This window comes from Candidatus Korarchaeota archaeon NZ13-K, from assembly GCA_003344655.1.
Lineage (GTDB): Archaea > Korarchaeota > Korarchaeia > Korarchaeales > Korarchaeaceae > Korarchaeum.
Window position 1 is genome coordinate 1 of sequence record MAIU01000006.1, and the last position, 17,778, is coordinate 17,778.

General features: G+C 57.4%; 19 protein-coding genes and 4 tRNA genes. 13 read left to right on the forward strand and 10 right to left on the reverse strand.

Annotated elements, in window-relative coordinates; genetic code table 11:
- Positions 1 to 22: 22 nt before the first annotated feature.
- Genes BA066_01660 through BA066_01670 form a run of 3 tightly spaced genes read right to left on the reverse strand, consistent with a single transcriptional unit; the run spans position 23 to position 2,447 of the window.
- Complete coding sequence (locus tag BA066_01660; protein ID RDD53936.1) at positions 23 to 709, reverse strand: ribose-5-phosphate isomerase RpiA; 687 nt, start codon at positions 707 to 709, stop codon at positions 23 to 25.
- Positions 710 to 1,876, reverse strand: coding sequence for a TGS domain-containing protein (locus BA066_01665; GenBank protein ID RDD53937.1), 1,167 nt, complete (start codon positions 1,874 to 1,876; stop codon positions 710 to 712). It lies immediately after the preceding gene.
- Complete coding sequence (locus BA066_01670; protein ID RDD53938.1) at positions 1,866 to 2,447, reverse strand: TIGR00270 family protein; 582 nt, start codon at positions 2,445 to 2,447, stop codon at positions 1,866 to 1,868. The genes BA066_01665 and BA066_01670 overlap by 11 nt, the downstream gene beginning before the upstream one ends.
- 38 nt (positions 2,448 to 2,485) lie before the next feature.
- Here BA066_01670 and nac point away from each other — a divergent pair, with 38 nt between their 5' ends.
- The 3 genes from nac to BA066_01685 all read left to right on the forward strand — a co-directional run bounded on the left by nac (position 2,486) and on the right by BA066_01685 (position 3,451).
- Entirely contained in the window at positions 2,486 to 2,836 is a 351-nt protein-coding gene (gene nac, locus BA066_01675) for a nascent polypeptide-associated complex protein (GenBank protein RDD53939.1), read from the forward strand.
- A 2-nt stretch (positions 2,837 to 2,838) separates the two neighbouring features.
- Positions 2,839 to 3,348, forward strand: coding sequence for an HIT domain-containing protein (locus tag BA066_01680; protein RDD53970.1), 510 nt, complete (start codon positions 2,839 to 2,841; stop codon positions 3,346 to 3,348).
- Between the two features lie 29 nt (positions 3,349 to 3,377).
- A tRNA-Pro gene (locus BA066_01685) sits at positions 3,378 to 3,451 on the forward strand.
- A 167-nt stretch (positions 3,452 to 3,618) separates the two neighbouring features.
- Here the strand turns inward: BA066_01685 and BA066_01690 are convergent.
- Positions 3,619 to 3,696 (reverse strand) — tRNA-Thr (locus BA066_01690).
- Positions 3,697 to 3,739: 43 nt separating this feature from the next.
- Between BA066_01690 and BA066_01695 the strand changes: the two genes are divergently transcribed.
- The 6 genes from BA066_01695 to BA066_01720 all read left to right on the forward strand — a co-directional run bounded on the left by BA066_01695 (position 3,740) and on the right by BA066_01720 (position 7,157).
- A complete protein-coding gene (locus BA066_01695) occupies positions 3,740 to 4,282 on the forward strand; it encodes a hypothetical protein (protein RDD53940.1) in 543 nt (180 codons plus the stop codon).
- The gene (locus BA066_01700) at positions 4,279 to 5,052 is read left to right on the forward strand and encodes a DUF2110 family protein (protein ID RDD53941.1); all 774 of its coding nucleotides are present in this window, start codon (positions 4,279 to 4,281) and stop codon (positions 5,050 to 5,052) included. The genes BA066_01695 and BA066_01700 overlap by 4 nt, the downstream gene beginning before the upstream one ends.
- A gap of 24 nt (positions 5,053 to 5,076) precedes the next feature.
- Positions 5,077 to 5,164, forward strand: a tRNA-Ser gene (locus BA066_01705).
- Positions 5,165 to 5,237: transfer RNA gene (locus BA066_01710), tRNA-Val, on the forward strand.
- Positions 5,237 to 6,709: a radical SAM protein gene (locus tag BA066_01715; GenBank protein ID RDD53942.1), complete on the forward strand. Its 1,473-nt coding sequence runs from the start codon at positions 5,237 to 5,239 to the stop codon at positions 6,707 to 6,709. Before BA066_01710 ends, BA066_01715 begins: the two co-directional genes overlap by 1 nt.
- Positions 6,710 to 6,878: 169 nt before the next feature.
- Positions 6,879 to 7,157 carry a hypothetical protein gene (locus BA066_01720; protein RDD53943.1) on the forward strand — a complete coding sequence of 93 codons (279 nt, stop codon included), beginning with the start codon at positions 6,879 to 6,881 and terminating at the stop codon, positions 7,155 to 7,157.
- Here BA066_01720 and BA066_01725 read toward each other — a convergent pair.
- Positions 7,144 to 7,833 (reverse strand): hypothetical protein, encoded by a 690-nt coding sequence (locus tag BA066_01725; protein ID RDD53944.1) that lies wholly within the window; start codon positions 7,831 to 7,833, stop codon positions 7,144 to 7,146. The two genes, BA066_01720 and BA066_01725, sit on opposite strands and share 14 nt — an antisense overlap.
- Positions 7,815 to 8,459, reverse strand: coding sequence for a hypothetical protein (locus BA066_01730; GenBank protein ID RDD53945.1), 645 nt, complete (start codon positions 8,457 to 8,459; stop codon positions 7,815 to 7,817). The genes BA066_01725 and BA066_01730 overlap by 19 nt, the downstream gene beginning before the upstream one ends.
- Positions 8,460 to 8,529: 70 nt before the next feature.
- On the opposite strand from BA066_01730, the gene hxlB reads away from it, so the two are divergent.
- Positions 8,530 to 9,120 carry a 6-phospho-3-hexuloisomerase gene (gene hxlB / locus BA066_01735; protein RDD53946.1) on the forward strand — a complete coding sequence of 197 codons (591 nt, stop codon included), beginning with the start codon at positions 8,530 to 8,532 and terminating at the stop codon, positions 9,118 to 9,120.
- A complete protein-coding gene (locus BA066_01740; protein ID RDD53947.1) occupies positions 9,080 to 10,534 on the forward strand; it encodes a CCA tRNA nucleotidyltransferase in 1,455 nt (484 codons plus the stop codon). Before hxlB ends, BA066_01740 begins: the two co-directional genes overlap by 41 nt.
- Here BA066_01740 and BA066_01745 read toward each other — a convergent pair.
- Positions 10,490 to 11,758: a phosphopyruvate hydratase gene (locus tag BA066_01745; GenBank protein RDD53948.1), complete on the reverse strand. Its 1,269-nt coding sequence runs from the start codon at positions 11,756 to 11,758 to the stop codon at positions 10,490 to 10,492. The two genes, BA066_01740 and BA066_01745, sit on opposite strands and share 45 nt — an antisense overlap.
- Before the next feature lie 34 nt (positions 11,759 to 11,792).
- Here BA066_01745 and BA066_01750 point away from each other — a divergent pair, with 34 nt between their 5' ends.
- Positions 11,793 to 12,869 (forward strand): M42 family peptidase, encoded by a 1,077-nt coding sequence (locus BA066_01750; protein ID RDD53949.1) that lies wholly within the window; start codon positions 11,793 to 11,795, stop codon positions 12,867 to 12,869.
- On the opposite strand, the gene BA066_01755 is transcribed toward BA066_01750, so the two are convergent.
- The 3 genes from BA066_01755 to BA066_01765 are packed head-to-tail and all read right to left on the reverse strand — an operon-like array spanning position 12,866 to position 17,080.
- Complete coding sequence (locus BA066_01755) at positions 12,866 to 14,521, reverse strand: phenylalanine--tRNA ligase subunit beta (GenBank protein RDD53950.1); 1,656 nt, start codon at positions 14,519 to 14,521, stop codon at positions 12,866 to 12,868. The two genes, BA066_01750 and BA066_01755, sit on opposite strands and share 4 nt — an antisense overlap.
- Complete coding sequence (locus BA066_01760) at positions 14,515 to 16,017, reverse strand: phenylalanine--tRNA ligase subunit alpha (GenBank protein RDD53951.1); 1,503 nt, start codon at positions 16,015 to 16,017, stop codon at positions 14,515 to 14,517. Before BA066_01760 ends, BA066_01755 begins: the two co-directional genes overlap by 7 nt.
- A gap of 49 nt (positions 16,018 to 16,066) precedes the next feature.
- The gene (locus BA066_01765) at positions 16,067 to 17,080 is read right to left on the reverse strand and encodes a radical SAM protein (GenBank protein RDD53952.1); all 1,014 of its coding nucleotides are present in this window, start codon (positions 17,078 to 17,080) and stop codon (positions 16,067 to 16,069) included.
- A 45-nt stretch (positions 17,081 to 17,125) separates the two neighbouring features.
- On the opposite strand from BA066_01765, the gene BA066_01770 reads away from it, so the two are divergent.
- Positions 17,126 to 17,773, forward strand: coding sequence for a hypothetical protein (locus tag BA066_01770; GenBank protein RDD53953.1), 648 nt, complete (start codon positions 17,126 to 17,128; stop codon positions 17,771 to 17,773).
- Positions 17,774 to 17,778: the final 5 nt, after the last annotated feature.

Below are 17,778 nucleotides of genomic sequence, written 5' to 3' on the forward strand. Positions count from 1 at the left end.
GATCATCACACGGGTCACCCTTTTAAAAATGGCAGTCGCCCAGCCTCCTCACCTCCGCGCCTATCGTGATGAGAACGCAATCGGCCAGGTTGCTGAATATCCCGACCTCCATCACGCCCGGTATGAGCTTGATCCTCCTCTCCACGGACGCGGGATCATCCAGAGGGGGGCACCTGAGGTCGACGATCAGGTTGCCGTTGTCCGTGACGAAGCGCGAACCTCCCGCCATCCTCAGCTCGGCGTCGCAGCCCATCTCCTTCGTCAGTCTATCGATGGTCCAAGAGACCCCGTAGGGGAGGACCTCCACCGGAAGGGGTCTCCTCGAGCAAAGTCTCTCTACTAGCTTCGTGTGGTCCGCTATGACGACGTACACCTCGCTGTGGAGGGCGAGTATCTTCTCCCTGAGCAGGGCCCCTCCCCCTCCCTTCAGGAGGTTCAGCTCCCCATCCACCTCATCCGCGCCGTCCACGGTAAGCTCCGGCCTCCCCTCATCGGGATGCACGACCCTGAGGCCCATCCCCCTGGCCACCCTCTCTATCTGACTCGAGGAGGGGATCACCAAGAGCCTCCCAGCGTGATCCGATCTGGCAAGCTCCTCGACGAAGACGGCCACCGTGGAGCCGGATCCCAACCCGAGGACCTCAACCCCTTCTACGAGCTTCAAGGCCTCCCTAGCCACGATCCTCTTCTCCAATTCAACGTCAGACATTCAGCTCACCACTATCTCCACAACATCCCCGTCCTCGAGCAGGAAATCCGGTCCCACCTTCATGGGCGAGTAGGGGAGCCTTCCGGACCACACCTTGGCGTACCTGAACCTCTCCTTGAAGGATTCATGTATGAACTCCGCCAAATCGATGACGCTGGAGTTCCTTGGGAGTATGACCGCCCTCTCCGACGGGAGTCTCTCGTTCTTGGATTTCGTGAACACCCTTATGAGTCCCAGCTCCCTGAGTATCATCTCACCCAGCTCATCCCTCGACGGGAGTTGCGTAGGCGATGCCACGACCCCGATCACCTTACTCTCATACCTCCTCCTCACCTCATCGACTACGCTAGGATCCTCCAGCATATCGGATTTCGTGAGGAATATTATCGCTGGTTTGTAGCTTTTCTCCCCGAATATCGCCTCCTCAACATCATCCATCGTGACTGAACCCTCTATCTCGACCCAGGCCCTGTCTATCCCGAACTGTAGGAGCAACTCCCTGACCTCCCTCTCGGAGCAGTCAACCAGCCTCCCCTTGTTTATTATTATGAGTGCGGGCGCCGCCCTGCTCCTCTTTATCCTGACCCTACCGGCCGGCCTCTCGAAGGATATCTCCCTGGACTCCAAGAAGCCGAATATCGTCTCCAGGGATCCGATCGGATCCTCCACCGAGCTGACAGTTATCCCCAGCACATCTGAGTTCTTCGCCAGAGCAATAGCTAGATTAGTGGGACCGCCCTGCGCCTCCGGTATCAGGGGAGGCGCCTCAACCACCTGGACCTGAGCCCCCCGGAAGTCCATCATCCCCTCAACCGGCCTCATCGTTGTGAAGGGTTTTGGGGATATCTCGGGCCTGGCGTTCGTCAGCCTCGCCAGCAGGGTGCTCCTACCTGAGTTAGTGAATCCCACCAGCACCATCTGGGCTGCCCCCCTCTTCTCAACCATCAAAGAGACTCCCTTGGACTTCTTAGCGTATCTCTTCCTCTCTATCTCCTCTTTCAGTTCTGCCATCCTCCTCTTGATGAACTTCTCCATCTTCTCCGTTCCCTTGTGCTTTGGTATCAGCGAGTAGAACTCCCTGAGCTTCTGCAACTTCTCCTCCGGCGTTTTAGCCTTGGAGTACTCCTCCCACTTGGCCTGGGCTTCGGGTGGGAGGTTAGTGGGCATCCTCTCCCTTCCTCCTCTTATCCTTCACCTCCACTATTTCCCCGAGAGTGATTCCCCTGTGGGTCAGCTGCGGCGCTGAGCTGGTCACCTCCACCCTCTCGGGACTCCTCTGCACTATAGACACTTCTAGAAGTTTCTCTATGTTCCTAGCCAGCTCATAGCTCGGGACTACTTTTTCGGATTCTATGTTCCTGAGGAGGGATGCTTTTATGTTAAGGGAGGCGGCGACCTGCTCTATGGATAGTCCCAGCGATTCCCTAGCTTCCCTTATCCTCTTACCGTAATCCTCCACTAGCTCGATCTCCCCCTCCCTTCTCCCTCTCCTCGGGGGAGGGGCCTCCTTGGGGGGGCCCTTGGGCTGCTTGACGCGAGCCGTCCTCACCTCCACCTGAGGTTCCGGGGTTCTCTCCTCGTTCTTCTTACCCCTCCTCACCTTCTTCGCGCATCCAGCGCACAAGGATGCCTTATATCCGTCCAAGTCGACCACGACGGGCTTCCCGTAGAAGGTCCCCCCGCAGAGCTCGCACACATAGAGCTCCCCTGACAAACCCACCAACTCCCGGGTGACAATAGGAAAGCTTTAGATTAACCTTTGGGTCAGCTGGCCCGATGAGGAGGATAAAGCCAAGGGACTTGGATAGGATGATGAAGAGCATGGGGATCCAAGTTGAGAGCATAGAGGCCGCAGAGGTTCTGATAAAGCTCGTTTCAGGGGATTCTATAGTGATAAGGGATCCTCAGGTCTCCCTGATGAGGGTGGGAGGCGAGGAGATATATCAGGTGATGGGAAGGTCCGAGAGGCTGGGCGCCGCGGGGCAGCCTTACTCACCCTCCGATGAGGACGTCAGCCTGGTGGCTTCGCAGGCCGGAGTGGATCCGGAGACCGCGAGGAGGGCCCTCATGGAGACAGGTGGGGATCTGGCGGAGGCCATAATAAGGCTGAAGGAGGGTAGGATTTGAGCCTGAGGAGACTTTGGGCCGTCTGGAGGATGCCTTACATAAAACTGCTGGCCAGTGAGGGGGAGAAGGAGTGCATCTTCTGCACGCTCCCCAGGGAGGGAAGGGAAAGGGATAGGGACAACCTGATACTCTACAGATCCAAGTTCTCGTTCATCATGCTCAACAAGTACCCCTACAACCCGGGACATCTCATGGTGGCCCCCTACAGGCACGTGGCCAACTTGGATGAGCTTGATGAGGAGGAGACCGCGGATATTATGGAACTCCTTAAGCTCTCGGTGAGGGTGCTTAAGAGGGCGATGAGCCCGGATGGATTCAACATAGGCATGAACATCGGTAAGGCTGCCGGCGCCGGTTTCGAGGGGCATATACACATACACGTCGTCCCTAGGTGGGTTGGGGACGCGAACTTCATGCCAATACTGGGCAATACCAAGGTAATCAGCGAGGCCCTCTCCAACACCTACGATGAGCTAAGGAGGGTGCTGGACGGTATCGAGGAGATCCAGTAATCTTTATTTATTGAGGGAACGGTTGAACCTGGGCCGTGGTCTAGCTGGGTAGGATGCCGGCCTTGGGAGCCGGAGGTCCCGGGTTCAAATCCCGGCGGCCCCATCGGGTGAAGTGGAGCTTTTATCGGAGGATCCTGAAATGAGGCGACACCAGCGAGGTGAGGGTCCTCCGCGGCCATTGCCCTGAGCGTCCCAATCGTCCATTCATGAACACATGGGACGGCACCCGGATGGAAAAGCTTATTTGATTTCACTGCGAATAGTATTCAGTGGAGCCCCGGGCGGGATTCGAACCCGCGACCTGCCGCTTACGAGGCGGCCGCTCCGACCGGGCTGAGCTACCGGGGCCCTGATGAGGGGGGTATCCTCCTAAATAAACTTTGAGGCTCGGATGATGGATATGGTGGACGATGAGCTGATAGTCCTAGCGTTGGCCGTGATAACCAAGGACTTGGAACTAGCCAGGAGAATCGTGGAGGAAGCGAAGGAAGGCGTGATAGAGGAGGGGGAGATGCAGGAGATACTGAAACTCTCCGTGACGAACCTGAGGGTGATGCTATATCAGATGCAGGACTCTAACCTGGTCGTTCAGCTCGGAGCGAAGGAAGACGGTAACGGGAACTATCTATCTTTCTGGAGGATAAACAAGGACGTCGCTAGATCCTTCCTGATAAGGAGGCTGATGAGGACGAAGAGTGAACTGATCAGGAGGAAGGAGGAGGAGCTCTCCGGTGAGTACTATGTTTGCGCAGCCGATCCATCTCACGCCAGGCTGAGCTTCGATGAGGTCCTCAGGAGCATGACTGAGGGATCTCCCACGTGCCCCGTGTGCGGGGCGATGCTGGAGCCAGTGAACAGGGAGAAGGTGGCGGATCTGATAGACTCCATGGTGAGGCTGATAGACGATGCCATAAGAGCTTTGGAAGAAGGATGATAGAATTGACAAGGGATTTCTTCATCCAGGAAAGGCTCTTGAAAGGAATCAGGGCGGATCCTTTCTTGGAGGAGCTCGGATGGGAGATCATGCACAGGTTGAGCGGTATGGAGATAGACTCACTGGATCTGGACATTGAGGAGGACGGCTGGGTGAGGGTAAGGGTGAGTGGGAAGGATGAGGGGATCGCTGAGAACCTGCTCTGCAGGGTTTACGGGAGGCTGAAGAGGGCCGCTGACGTTAAGACCGGGGAGCTCTTCAAAGGATTCATCACAGATCTCGGGAAATATGGTTATGGAATTTATTTTAAGGCATTTTTAGATAAAAAAGATGGACTCTATCCTCTCTATGAGGTGAGGAGGCAATGGGTGGATGGAAGGAGGCTCCCCCTCAGGAGAATAGCCAAGCTCTACGGCCTGATAGACGGTCTTTCCATGGAGCTATCCCTGATGAAGCGTGATGAGAAGGGGATATACGTCTCGATATCTCCCAGACAGGTTCAAACCATAAGGAGCTTGGTCAGGAGGGGAAGGGACATACTCTTCATAGTTGGAGCGACCCCAAAGCAGGTGAGGAGGGCTCTGATTAAGACGGGGCACTCTAGGGACGTGTCCTTGACTAGAACATCGTTCCTTTCATTCATGCTCGTGTGCAAGCCCGGCACACAGGCGAGGGGTCTCATACCCAGACTGGGGCCCCATCTCCCGGGCGCGGGTCTCTCGGCCATCCACTCGGATGAGCTCGGTGAGCTGCGGGGGGCAACTTTTTAAATCCTCCTCCTCCCTAGTAGGGGAGCCGGGGTGCCCTAGCTCGGTAGGGGGCTGGCCTGCTAAGCCAGTGGCCCATTGGGCCGCGAGGGTTCAAATCCCTCCCCCGGCGCCAGGGCCGGTGGTCTAGAGGCCATGACGCCGCCCTTACGAGGCGGAGGTCGGGGGTTCGATTCCCCCCCGGCCCATGCGGGAGGTAAACATGCCCGTTGAGGAGGGCGGGCTTTACCACAGGGATCCCAGATCCTTCGAGCTCAGAGCGGCCCTTATATACCCGGGACCCTACAAGGTGGCAGTCAGCTCGCTCGGTCATCAGATGCTCTACTTCATGATGAACTCCGTGGATGGTCTCATGGCCGAGAGGTTCGTGACGGACATCAGGGGCTCCGTCGAGAGTGGAAGACCTCTGGAGGATTTCGACGTCATATTGGCGACGCTTCACTTCGAGGGTCAGTATCCAGTCATCCTGAGGATGTTGAATGGTATTAGAAAGCCCGTGATCATTGGAGGACCTGCTGTCAGCTTCAATCCGCTCCCCATGAGTCCATTGGTCTGGGCCGTCGGCATGGGGGACGCTGAGGGACTTGTCGAGGAGATCCTAGTTATGCTGAAGGAGCATGGCCCTGAGGGAGTATCCCACCCCTCCCTCTTCCTCTACGAGCGGAGGAATAGGGTGAGGCTCAACAGGTCCCCCGAGATCCGGCCGCTGTACAATCAGCTGAGGGTCTTGGAGGGAGGTCGAGTCACCAACAAGTTCCTCTTGGAGATCTCGAGGGGGTGCAACTGGGGTTGCAGGTTCTGCGGGATAGGATGGCACTGGAGACCCCGCGTGGACATGAGAACAGCTCAGCTCATCGAGGCCCTTGACTCGGCCCAGGAGCAGGGGTTCAGGGAGGTCTACATCATAGGATCAGATGCCGCCTCCTCCAAGGCCCTGAAGGAGGTTCTCGGGGAGGCCGCAGGCAGGGGGCTCAGGGTGAGCCTGCCCTCCCTCAGGGCCGATCAGGTGGATAGGGAGTTGCTTGACCTGATCAGGGAGACCGGGGAGAGGATGATAACCCTGGCTCCCGAGACCGGAAGCGATAGGATGAAGGAGGTCATCAACAAGAGGATGGAAAATGATGATGTGCTGAGGGCCGTGGAGGAAGCGAGGGATCTCGGCTTCAAGCGTGTGAAGCTCTACTTCATGGTAGGCCTCCCCTTCGAGCGTGAGAGCGACGTGATTGAATCAGCTGAACTGGCTAGGAGGGTCAATCGGATGATGAGCTGCAAGGTCTCCCTCAGCCTATTCGTCCCAAAGGCTGGGACGCCCTTCGAGAGGGCTCCCTTGCTCGGGGAGGGGGAGTTCAGGAGGAGGGTTTCCCTATTCAAGAGAAACTTCCGTGGGGAGCTCAATGTCTCGCATTACGGGAGGGCGTACGTTCAGGCCATCCTATCCCTAGGAGGCTTCGAGATAGGAGACCTCCTGAGGAGGGCGTTCAGGAGACCCTTCAATAGGAGCGTGTACGAGGGCCTGGCCAGGGAGCTGGGCATAGATGTTGGTAAAATCGTTTACGGTGAGAGGGAGACACCCTGGTGGGACTACGTGAGCGCTGGAGTGGGGAGGCAGGTGATGATCAGGGAGTTCGAGAGATCGCGCGCCGCGGGCTCGGGGACTTGAGGAGAGCGCATTTCCACAACTCGGATAGGGTGATCTGGTCTGCGATCCCCTGCCCCTGAGGGAAAGCCTGTTAGGACGATCGAACTGGAATAAAATTTCTTGCCTCTCCGATGGAAGCATCAAAGATATTTTTATAAATTCCCCCCGTCCAGCCCCTGGAGGTGCTCGCATGCCCAGCTACATCTACATCGTGCTGTACAAGCTCAAGGAGTTGAGCAGGGATGAGGAGGAGAGGGCCAGGATGCAGTGGGAGGACCTGATGAGGGAGTGGCCACCGGAGGTGAGGCTCATAGGAGTTTACGATCACGCCTGGGGAACTGAGTACAACGGCGTCATGATACTGGAGTCGGATAGCATGGACTCGTTCACCAGGTTCTGGAAGTGGTTCAGGGATAAGGTGAGGTGGTACGTCCCGGAGACCAGGACCATAATAGCTACAAAGAGGTAGCCCCTAACGTACGATGAAGAACCCTCATCGCCTCCAGCCTCCAGATACTTCTCTCGATAATTTTTCTCATGAGAAAGAGCTTCCTCCTAGATACCTCCTTCCATTCAAGGTCTGTGACTGTTCTCAGCAGGATCAGGCCTTCGGGAGGGGCCAGCCCCATCCTCCTCCCCGTCGAGAGCTCGATCAGCCTGCCAACCAGCCTCCTTACCTCGTTCCTCCCGAAGGACCTCCCGTAAACCTTGATGTACGTGAAGTTGTCCCCAGTCTCGACCTCCAGCCTCCTAGCGGAAACTGCCCCGGTCTGATCGGGCCCAAGCGTCTCGAGGAGCTCGTGGACCCTGTCCAGCTTGAAGGGAACCGCGTATAAATAGACCCTCATGGTGGGCTTGGGGACCCTCTCCGAGCTTGCGACTGCCCAGACGGCCAGATCCATGGGGAGCCTCGCGTTGAGGAGGGATGCGTTGGGGGGCGGTCCCCTGTAGAAGGCCACGTTATCCAGAGCCGAGACCCCCCTGTCCGTCCTTGAGGTGAACCTCAGCCTCACCGTTATCCCTTGCTCGGCCAGGGCCTCAGCCAGCGCGGACTCGACCGTGGGCACTCCCCTCTGCCTGACCACACCGTGGTAACTCCACCCCAGGTAGGCGAGCCTGAGCGCTGTTATGCCACTCCCAGCCAAGTCGCCACCACCACCAAGAGAATCCCGGCCCCCAGAGTGGTCAATGCGTAAGCCAGCTTACTTCCCCCGGAGAGGGATCCGAGGTAAGCTCCCATTACAGATAGGAGGATCAGGGCCTCGGCCACGGATGAGAGATAGGAATGCTCGATGTTGAGGAAACCATACCTGCAGAGCTGGAATGGGATTGAGAGGAGCATCACGACGAGGGATGGTACTCCACCGCTCATGAAGGCTATGATGAAGGCCTTCCCCCTCTCAAGTTTACCTATCAAGGTTTCATCTAGCTCCATCAGAACGGCTCTCTCCAGTTCCCTTATCCTGAGCTCCCTCTCAGCCCTCTCCGAGATGTAGGTCCCAATGAACCCGGATAGCAGGATGGATAGGGCTCCCGCGCTTATGAGCCCCACGATTACGGAGGGCTCCGAGACCCCCGTTGAGTAGCTCCCCACTATCACCCCCAGAATCATTAGCACGCTATCGAAACTGTTCGTCACGACGTACCTCCTAGATATCTCCTTAAGGTCCTCCAGATCGAGTAGAGAATGAAGGTAATCGTCCATACTCCGAATCAGACCTATCAATTTTCCCAGCATCTTGGATGCGGGGCCCTCGCTCCCTTCATCCATACAGGCTCTGGGGGCAGGTAAAGGTTATTTTGTTATCTGGCCGGGCGAGGGTGGGTGATAGGGCACGCCCATAAATGATAAGATTAGCAAGTTGATAGAGGTGGTCAGGGAGAATCTGTCGTCAGTTGACGAGGAATCGGCGAGCATGTTCATAAAGGCGCTCTTCAGGACGATGGGGGAGGGCAAGATATTCGTCGTGGGAGCCGGCAGATCTGGCCTAGTGGCGAAGGCCTTCGCGATGAGGCTCCTCCATGTGGGCTTTCAGGTCTACGTGGTTGGCGAGACGGTGACCCCATCCATGAAGAAGGGGGATCTCCTCATAGCGGTGAGCGGCTCGGGTGAGACGAAGTTTCCGGTGACGGCCGCTCAGGTCGCCAAGAGCGTTGGAGCTTACGTTATCGCGATCACGAGCTACCCCAACTCGAGCCTGGGGAAGCTGGCGGACTTCGTAGTTAAGATCGGTGGCAGGATCCTACCGGAGGAGGAGAGCAGAGACTACTTCACGAGGCAGATACTCGGGATACATGAGCCGCTCACACCTCTCGGGACGCTCTTTGAACTCAGCGCGATGATATACTTGGATGCGCTAATAGCGGAGATAGTGGAGCTGATGGGGAAGAGTGAGGAGGATCTTGCGAGGAGACACGCGAACATCGAGTAGGCTTGAGGAGGTGCTTGAGAGAGCCAGGCTGCTGGTCTCCCCCTCCGATGAGGAGAGGTCTCTCCTAGAGGGGACTCTGAAGGAGGTCTTGGAGAGGGTTGAGGGATCCGTCAGAAGGCTGGGGCTCGACGCACAGGTGGTGCCTGTTGGCTCAGCCGTCAGGGACACTTGGCTTCCCAACAACCGTGAACTTGATGTCTTTGTGCTCTTTCCGAGGGAGATCGGTGATAAAGAGGTCCTGGGGAGCCTGATAGTTGAGATAGCCAGGGAATCATTCGGAGATTATGAGCAGAACTACGCGGAGCATCCTTACGTTAAGGTGAGTTATAAAGGCTTCGAGGTGGATCTAGTCCCAGCCTATCGCATATCTCCCGGCGAAAGGGTGATAAGCGCCGTCGACAGAACCCCCCTGCACAACTCCTACGTCGGATCCAGGCTCAGATCCCCAACGGAGGTGAGGCTCCTTAAGGCCTTCTTGAAATCCATAGGGGCTTACGGGGCTGAGGAGAGGGTCGGTGGTTTCAGCGGATACCTCTGCGAGCTCCTGATAATATACTACGGTAGCTTCCTGAATCTGCTGGAGTCGGCCGTCAAATGGGGACCTAGGGTTTACATCGACATAGAGGGGCATCTCAACGAGGAGTATGCTCTCTCATCCTTCAACGGACCGCTGATCGTCATAGACCCCGTCGATCCTAGGAGGAACGCCGCAGCCGCGCTGACCGAAACCCAGTTCAATAGGTTCAAGGTGGCCTCTAGGTCCTTCCTGAGCGATCCCGATCTTGAGTTCTTCACCAGGGGGCTCAGGGGCGATGCGGGTAGATGCCCCCTCCAGCATCTCGAGGGCGAGCTCTCCCTGAGGAGGACCAGGCTCCTGGTTGCGGAGCTTAGGGGACTGGAGGACCTAAGCAGGGAGCTCTTATGGTCGCAAGCCAAGAGATTGGCGAGGCTACTGGGAGATGAACTTGAGAGGAACGGATTCAGTCCCATATGGGTCTCCGGATGGACGGATGAGCGTTCATCCATAGTGGTGGCTGCCGAGCTATATAGCCTCACCCTACCTGCCCTCGAAAAGAGGCAAGGTCCACCTGTTGGGTCGGGTGAGGAGATGAACTTCCTAAGTACTTACGTGGGATCGGAGGATAGCTTCGGTGGTCCATTCATTGAGGGAGATAGGTGGTACGTGTACAGGAGGAGGAGATATAGCGAAGCTACTCTCTTGCTCAACGACCTGCTCAGCGGCAGCAAGATGCCATCCCTGCTGAGGGGGAGGGCCAAATTTAGGATATTGACGGATAAGGAGCTCCCTCTTCTGGACAGATGGGTTCTGAGCGAGATATACAAGGAGATGAGGAAGGAGGAGTTCTTCCTAGCCCACCTGATCAGGGGAGTGAAACCTGGCCGTGGGACCTAGCTCCTCCTCTATCTCAAGCAGCCTGTTGTACTTGGCCACTCTTTCTCCCCTGGCCGGCGCTCCGGATTTCACATAACCGCAGTTCAGTGCGACCGAGAGATCCGAGATGAAAGTGTCCGTCGTCTCACCAGATCTGTGGCTGACTATCACCCTGTACCCGTGCTTGAAGGCGAGCGCCGCGGTCCTCATGGCTTCAGTCAGGGTCCCCACCTGGTTCACCTTCAGGATCATCGCATTTCCGGCGCCGGCCTCGATGCCCCTCCTCAGGTACCTCTCATTGGAGACGAAGAAGTCGTCCCCTATGAGCAGGATCCTGTCCCCGAACCTCCTGGTCAGCTCCGATAGGGAGTCGAGGTCATCCTCGTGAAACGGATCCTCCAGACCCATTATCGGGTACCTTCCCAGGATGTCCTCGTAGAAGGAGGTGAGCTCCTCCTTCTCCATTGACCTGCCATCCAGCTCATAAAGGCCGTTCATGTAGAAATTGCCGGCCGCGCAGTCCAGGACCAGCTTCACGTCTCCATCGTAGCCAGCTCTTTCCACAGCGCTCACCAGGGCCTCCAAGGCCTCCTCCACTCTCCTCATAGGGGGGGCGAAGCCACCCTCATCCCCAAGGTTCACGGCGGATCTCCCATACCTCTCCCTCAGGAGATCCCTGAGCTCCATGTATATGCTCACTCCAGCGAACAGGGCCTCCCTGAAGCTCCTGAAATTGACAGGAGCTATCATGAACTCCTGTATCGCTAGTTCATTGCCAGCATGCTTCCCCCCGTTTATGACATTCATCAGGGGTACCGGGAGGACGCCGGCGAGGGTCCCTCCCAGGTACCTGTAGAGGGGAAGCCCCAGCTGGTTAGCCACCGCCTTAGCTGAGGCCACTGAGACGCCCAGTATCGCGTTGGCCCCCAGTCTGGACTTGTCAGGTGTCCCGTCTAGCTGAATGAGTATATCGTCCACGAGGGACTGAAGGGACGCATCCACGCCTATCAGGGACTGCCTTATTATCTCATTGACGTTCCTCACGGCCCTCATCACGCCCATTCCCTTGAGCCACTTCCCCCCGTCCCTCAGCTCCAGGGCCTCCCTCTTCCCCCTGGAGGCCCCCGAGGGCGTTGAGAACCTTCCGACGCCCCCACCCTCCAGTCTGACGGTGACCTCGACCGTCGGGTTCCCCCTGGAATCGAGCACCTCCCTGGCCCTGACATCGCTTATCCTGAAGGACATCCCGATCAGCGGGCGGGCTCACTTAATTATTATTATGCCCGAACTGACCGACCGGGTGATTCCCTTGGAGGAGCCTCTTAGGGAGATCAGGGAGCTCCTCATCAAGCTGAGCTCCCTGGCGAGGGTCACTGGGAGAGAAGCGATGTTCGCTCCGGAGATCTCTAGGATTTTTGAGCCCTACTGTGATGTGGTGAGGATAGATCCCTGGGGAAACGTCGAGGGGATAATCAATCCTGGGGGGAAGCCGCGCGTCATGGTGGCAGCCCATGTCGATCAGATAGGCATAATGGTGAAGGAGGTGACCGAGGACGGCTACCTCAGGTTCGATGGCATCGGATGGGATCCCAGGGTCCTCTACGGGTCTCGTGTGAGGTTACTGACCGAGACCGGGATCGTCAGGGGAGTTATAGGACCAGTGCCAACCCACCTGCTGAAGGTCTACAAGGAGTTGGAGGAGAAGAAGATTGAGATCAAGGATTTGGTGATAGATGTTGGGGCCAGCAGTAGGGAAGAGGTGGAGAAGATGGGGATAAAGCCTGGCACGTACGGTTTGCCGGATTATGAGCCAATAGTGTTGGGAGAGGAGTTCTTCTCCTCTCCGGGACTCGACAATGCCGCCGGACTATCATCGATGATCCACTCCATGAGGCTCTGCTGGGAGACCAGGGAGAACCTCAACGCGGAAGTTCACTTCACGGCCACAGTTCAGGAGGAGGTCGGCCTCAGGGGGGCCGAGATGATGTCCTACAAACTGAAGCCGGAGATAGCCTTGGCCGTGGACGTGACCTTCGCCAAGCAGCCCTTGCTGCCGGAGGACCTCAAGCTCAGCCTGGGGAGGGGCCCCGTGATAGCCAAGGGTCCCATATATCATCCGGAGGTGGTGAGGCTCATAGAGAGGGCGGCCGAGGAGAACAAGATACCCTATCAGTACGAGACCGACTTCAGAGGTGCTGGAACGGATACCTGGGTCATCCAGGTCGCTAGAGGAGGGGTTAAGACAGCTCTGGTCTCGGTCCCGCTGAGGTACATGCACAGCCCCTGCGAGGTCGTCAGCATGAGGGACATAGCCAGCTGCGGCCTCCTACTTCAGAAGGTACTGGGGCTCCTCTAAATTCTCATCTCGAATAGAGCCACAGGGACGGTCACCCCGAGCCTCAGGAGCACCTCCGGATCCACCTCCCCTATCACGCCTATCACCTCCCCTCCGGCCAAGATGCTGGCGCAACGCCCCTCGATGAAGGGCCTCTCGCTCCTCGGTTCCAGCTCCACCTCAAGTGAGAGGTTGTCTGACAGCACCTTTAGGTGTGAGTACACGTCCTCAAATCCGACTGAGTCGTCCGCGTATGCCGCCGCCACCCTCCTCTCATCCCTGGCCCTCGTCTCCGCCCTCTCATCGACCAGAACTACATCGCCTATCTCGAACACCTTCTGCGGGTATCTCGCGTGCGTGTTGTTCGATAGGAAGATCAGCAGTCCAGGGAAAAGGGAATCCCTGAGAACGCTGTAGTTCTCCGAGACAGGATTCTCTACCTCAACCACAGGCCTCTCATCCCTTCCCACCAGGTGGAACAGCGAGTTCCTGCCCGTCATCACGTAATTCAGCACCTCTTGGTAGCCCAGGCCTACCATCAGGATCCTGACCTTCCTTGAGATGCTCTCAACTGGGTGGGGCCTGCCCACTGTCATGACGTTCCTTGGAAGCTCATATCCTATCCTATTCAACCCCAGCGTTATTGAAACTTCCTCTACGACGTCAACGGGATGCAGAAAGTCCGCCCTGTAGCCAGGGATCGAGACCCTGATCTTGCCTTCCGAGCCCTCGGCGTCCAACCTGGCCCTCCTCAACTGGAGCAGGACCTCGTCGCTCGAGAGGTTCAATCCAACTATGCTCCTCACGAAGTCAAGGTCCACCTCCATCTCATCGGGGGCATGCCTTGGGGTCTCCATCTCAGTGCCGTCCGGATAATGAACCTCCAGCGTGCAAATCTCCCCTCCCCTCTCGGCCAGGGCCGAGGAGATCACCTCAAGAGCGTACCGTATAGCTTTCAGGTCAGTTCCCGTTACGTCTATGAACACGTCCCTGATCCCGGGGGTCAGCCTCGTCAGCTCGGAGTTTATCACGGGCGGCATGCTCAGGACCTCCTCCCTCGAGTCCATTATCAGGGGGACCAGCCCCTCCGGATTCTCTATCAGGTGCGAGTAGGCCCTCCCCTTCTCAGTCTGCTCCAGCACCTCCCTGGCGCTCATCTCAGCGTACTCCCCGAGCGGAATGAAGCGAACCTCCTCCGCCCTCCTGGCGTCATAGATCACCGGCGGTCTTATCTTTGAGAAGTCGTGGAGGCCTATGGCTACCCTCCTCCTCTTCCTGCCCAGGGTGTCGTGTATCTTCTCTTGGGCCTCTATGAGAGCTATGAGGGATTCCTCCGTCCTTAAATCGACGTTTTTGACGAGAGATGCCACCACATAAGGCCTTATTCTCTTTACACCATCTCCGACCCTCACATCGAATACCTTCCTGCTCATCCGGTATCTGGGGATGCCCAGCTCCTCGTTGGAGACCCCCTTCAGGCACCTCACTATCCCCTCCAGCGTGACCAAGTCCATCCTATCGGAGGTCACCTCGAACACCAGTTCCTCCCCGAAGGACTCCAGGTTTATCTTGGTGAACTCCAAGAGTTCAATCAGCTCCTCCTCGTCGATCCTCCTCCAGATCCTCTCCAACTCGCTCCTACTGAAGCTCACCACAGGCATGACGATCACCAAACCAGCGGAGCTCTCCTCAGATAGTCCAAACTCTGGGAATGTAGATCCCTTATGTCCTCCAGTCCCAGCCTGATCATGGCCAGCCTCCCGATGCCTATCCCCCAGGCCAGGGCCTGAACCCTTGGGTAATCGTAGCCCAGGGGGATGAGCATCTCCGGCCTGAAGAGCCCAGAACCCGCTATCTCGATCCAGCCGAGCCCCTCATGCTTGACGTAAGCCTCAACGCTCGGCTCTGTGAAGGGAAAGTAGGCCGGCTTGAATCTCACCTCCCTAAACCCTAGATTCCTGGAGAACTCAGCTAGAAATCCCATCAGGTGCCTGACGTTCATCCCCTCAGCGAGCACCACACCCTCGCACTGGTGGAACTCAACCGCATGCGTCCTATCCGGCGCCTCCGGCCTAAAAACCTTGTCTATCGCGAATATCTTGCTGGGCACCTCCAGCCCCCCAGCCAGGGATCTAGCTGAGGCGGCAGTCGTTTGGGATCTGAGTATCAGCCTCCTCGCTATATCGAAGCTCCACTCATATCCCCATCCCCTGGATCCTGTTATCCACCCGTCCTCGTGCGTCTTGGCTATCCTAGTCACCAGATCACCGTACTTGGACAGGTCCGCGGGCATCCTGGGGTAGGCGACCTTGTAGGAGTCATGCACCTCCCTAGCTGGATGATCCTGGGCTTGAAAGAGGACGTCGAAGTTCCAGAACTCGCTCTCAACTATCGGGCTCTTGACCTCAACGAACCCCATGCCTATGAGTATCTCCCTGACCTCCTCGAGGAACTGGACGTAGGGATGGGGCTTGCCGGGATACGTCAGGGGGGGCCTCGCCCTAACATCGTAGGCCTTGAGCCTCTTCCTCCTCCACTCCCCCGTCACTATCACATCTCTATTCAGCTTCCCGATCTCCTCAACGACTCTCAACCTGCCTGATGCCGCACTCAACCCCAGTTCCGTTAGCAGGATCTCCGTCTCCGCACACTCCTCCACGCGAACAAGCCCCCTCCTGATCAGGCTCCTCAGATGCCCCCCATCGACCTCCGTCTCCTCCACCTCCCTCATGGCCACCTCGTTCAATATGGTCCTCTCCGGAACCTCCTCGGAGACCAGGGTCAGCGAGATCTCACCATCTGAGCCCTCAACGTCGATTATTCCCTTCCTCCTCCCCTCACCTATCGCCACATTCAGTTCGCTCTCCTCAATTGAGCGTAGGAGCTCGCTTATCCTCGCCCTCCCTCCCCTCTCCTTGAGGAGCCCTACCAGCTTCTCCTCCGGGAGGCCCTCCTTGGCATGCCTCAGACCCCTCTCCGTGAGTCTGAGAACCTTCCTCCTCCTCTCCCTGATCTCAACAAGTCCCTTCTCCTTGAGAAGTTCCGCCAGGGCCATCACCTTGCTCTTATCCATTCCCAGATCCTCCGCTCTCGCCCTCCCACCGATCAGCCTCAACCTCTCGAGGAGCTCCATCTCCCCCTTTGAGAGAGCTATCTCCATTTCCCTCACCTCAGGGCATGGTCACCCGCCAAACATAAGCATGACTGGGCAGCTCACCTCACACACCCCTACCGATGAACCTGGCGTAGAATATGTTGTCCCTGTCCCTTATCACCCTGACCCTGATCTGGGAGCCAGGGGGGACGGGTGGCGCGTCCAACACGGTCACCACCCTGTCCCTAGCGATCGCAAGGGTCTCACCGGACTTCCATCCCTCCCCGATCACCCTGACGTTCAGGACCTCTCCCTTGACCATGGGTGAGCTCAATGGCCTCGTCTTCCTTATCGAGAAGTCCTCGGGCTTAAGTATGAGCTTCACGCCGAATTCCTCCTCCCATTTCATCAGACTCCTGTAAAAATCGCTCCATCTCATGGGCCTCACTCCCTTGGGCTTCCTCCCACCCTTATAGGCCTCGTACTTCTGGATCCCGAGCGCGGGCCACCTCCTGCCGGCCCCCACCCTCAGCGCGTACTCTATCAGCCGCGGCATGTCCTCATCGTTCAACCCCGGAACCCAGACCGGAGCTATCAGGAGATCTATGGGGCTCTCAGCTATTCTCCTCGCCACCTCAAGCACCTTTCCAACGCTGAACCAGCTGGAGCCGGCCAGGTACTTGGCTTTTCCCTCATCGAGGGAGTCCACGCTCAGGTTGATTCTGTCCAGCCCGGCCCTCGCCAGCTCATCCACCAGCCCCCTTGTGAGCAGGGGTCCGTGCGTCTGCATGGATATCACGCTCACCTCAGGGATCTCCCTCAGCCTCCTCACGAGCTCCACTATTTCGTGGTAGGTGAGCGGATCCCCCACCGTGTCTATGTGCGCCTCCACATCGGAGACCCCCTTCTCCTCCACCACCCTATTGAACCATCTGAGCAGGTGCTCCAGTTCCACCACGTACTCAGTTCTCCTCGTTCTGGAACGAGGACCCGCATCCGTGGAGCAGAAGATGCACGACAGCGGACACGAGGAGACCGGTCTCACCTGAATGACATTGGTTCCTCTGTCTATCAGGCCGAAAGCCACAGATCCCATGAGAGGAATTCCCTCAGTCACTCTCAGGACGCGCCTCCTCATCGGGCACCCTCAATCCTTAAATTGACACCTTACTCCCCCTTAATTATGAAACTGCTCGCCATCTCGGACCTGCACTCCTCCAAGGCCTCCTTGGATCCCCTAAGGAGGGAGAGCTTCGACGCAGTACTCCTCGCTGGGGACATATCAAATGGGAGCATGGAAGACGTTAGGGATTTGCTCAGATCCCTGAGCGGCTTGGGAGCTCCTGTCTTCTTCGTTCCGGGTAACATGGATCCCAAGGCGCTTCTGGATGAGCCTGAGATAGAGGGCTGCCTCAACCTCCACGCGAGGAGATCCCGCTTGGGTGGTTACTCGATCGGTGGCGTGGGGGGAGGAACAATTTCCCCCTTCTCGACAAGGATAGAGTTCTCGGAGGAGGAGATTTCATCATTCCTCAAGGAGATCGGGAGGGTCGAGATCCTCCTCACGCATGCGCCCCCGTTCGGGGTCCTGGACCGTGTGAGGTCCGGGATCAACATCGGATCCAGGACCCTCAGGGGTTACATAGAGGAGATGACCCCCCTGATCTGTGTGTGCGGCCACGTGCACGAGTCCAGAGGGGTGGAGAGGATGGGCAGGACCGTCGTAGTGAACCCTGGTCCCCTGCAGAGGGGTGATTATGCCCTAATAGAGCTCGAGGGGGATGGGATCAAGGTTCACTTGAGGGGCCACCGAACCCAGGGCAAGCTTTAATTTGT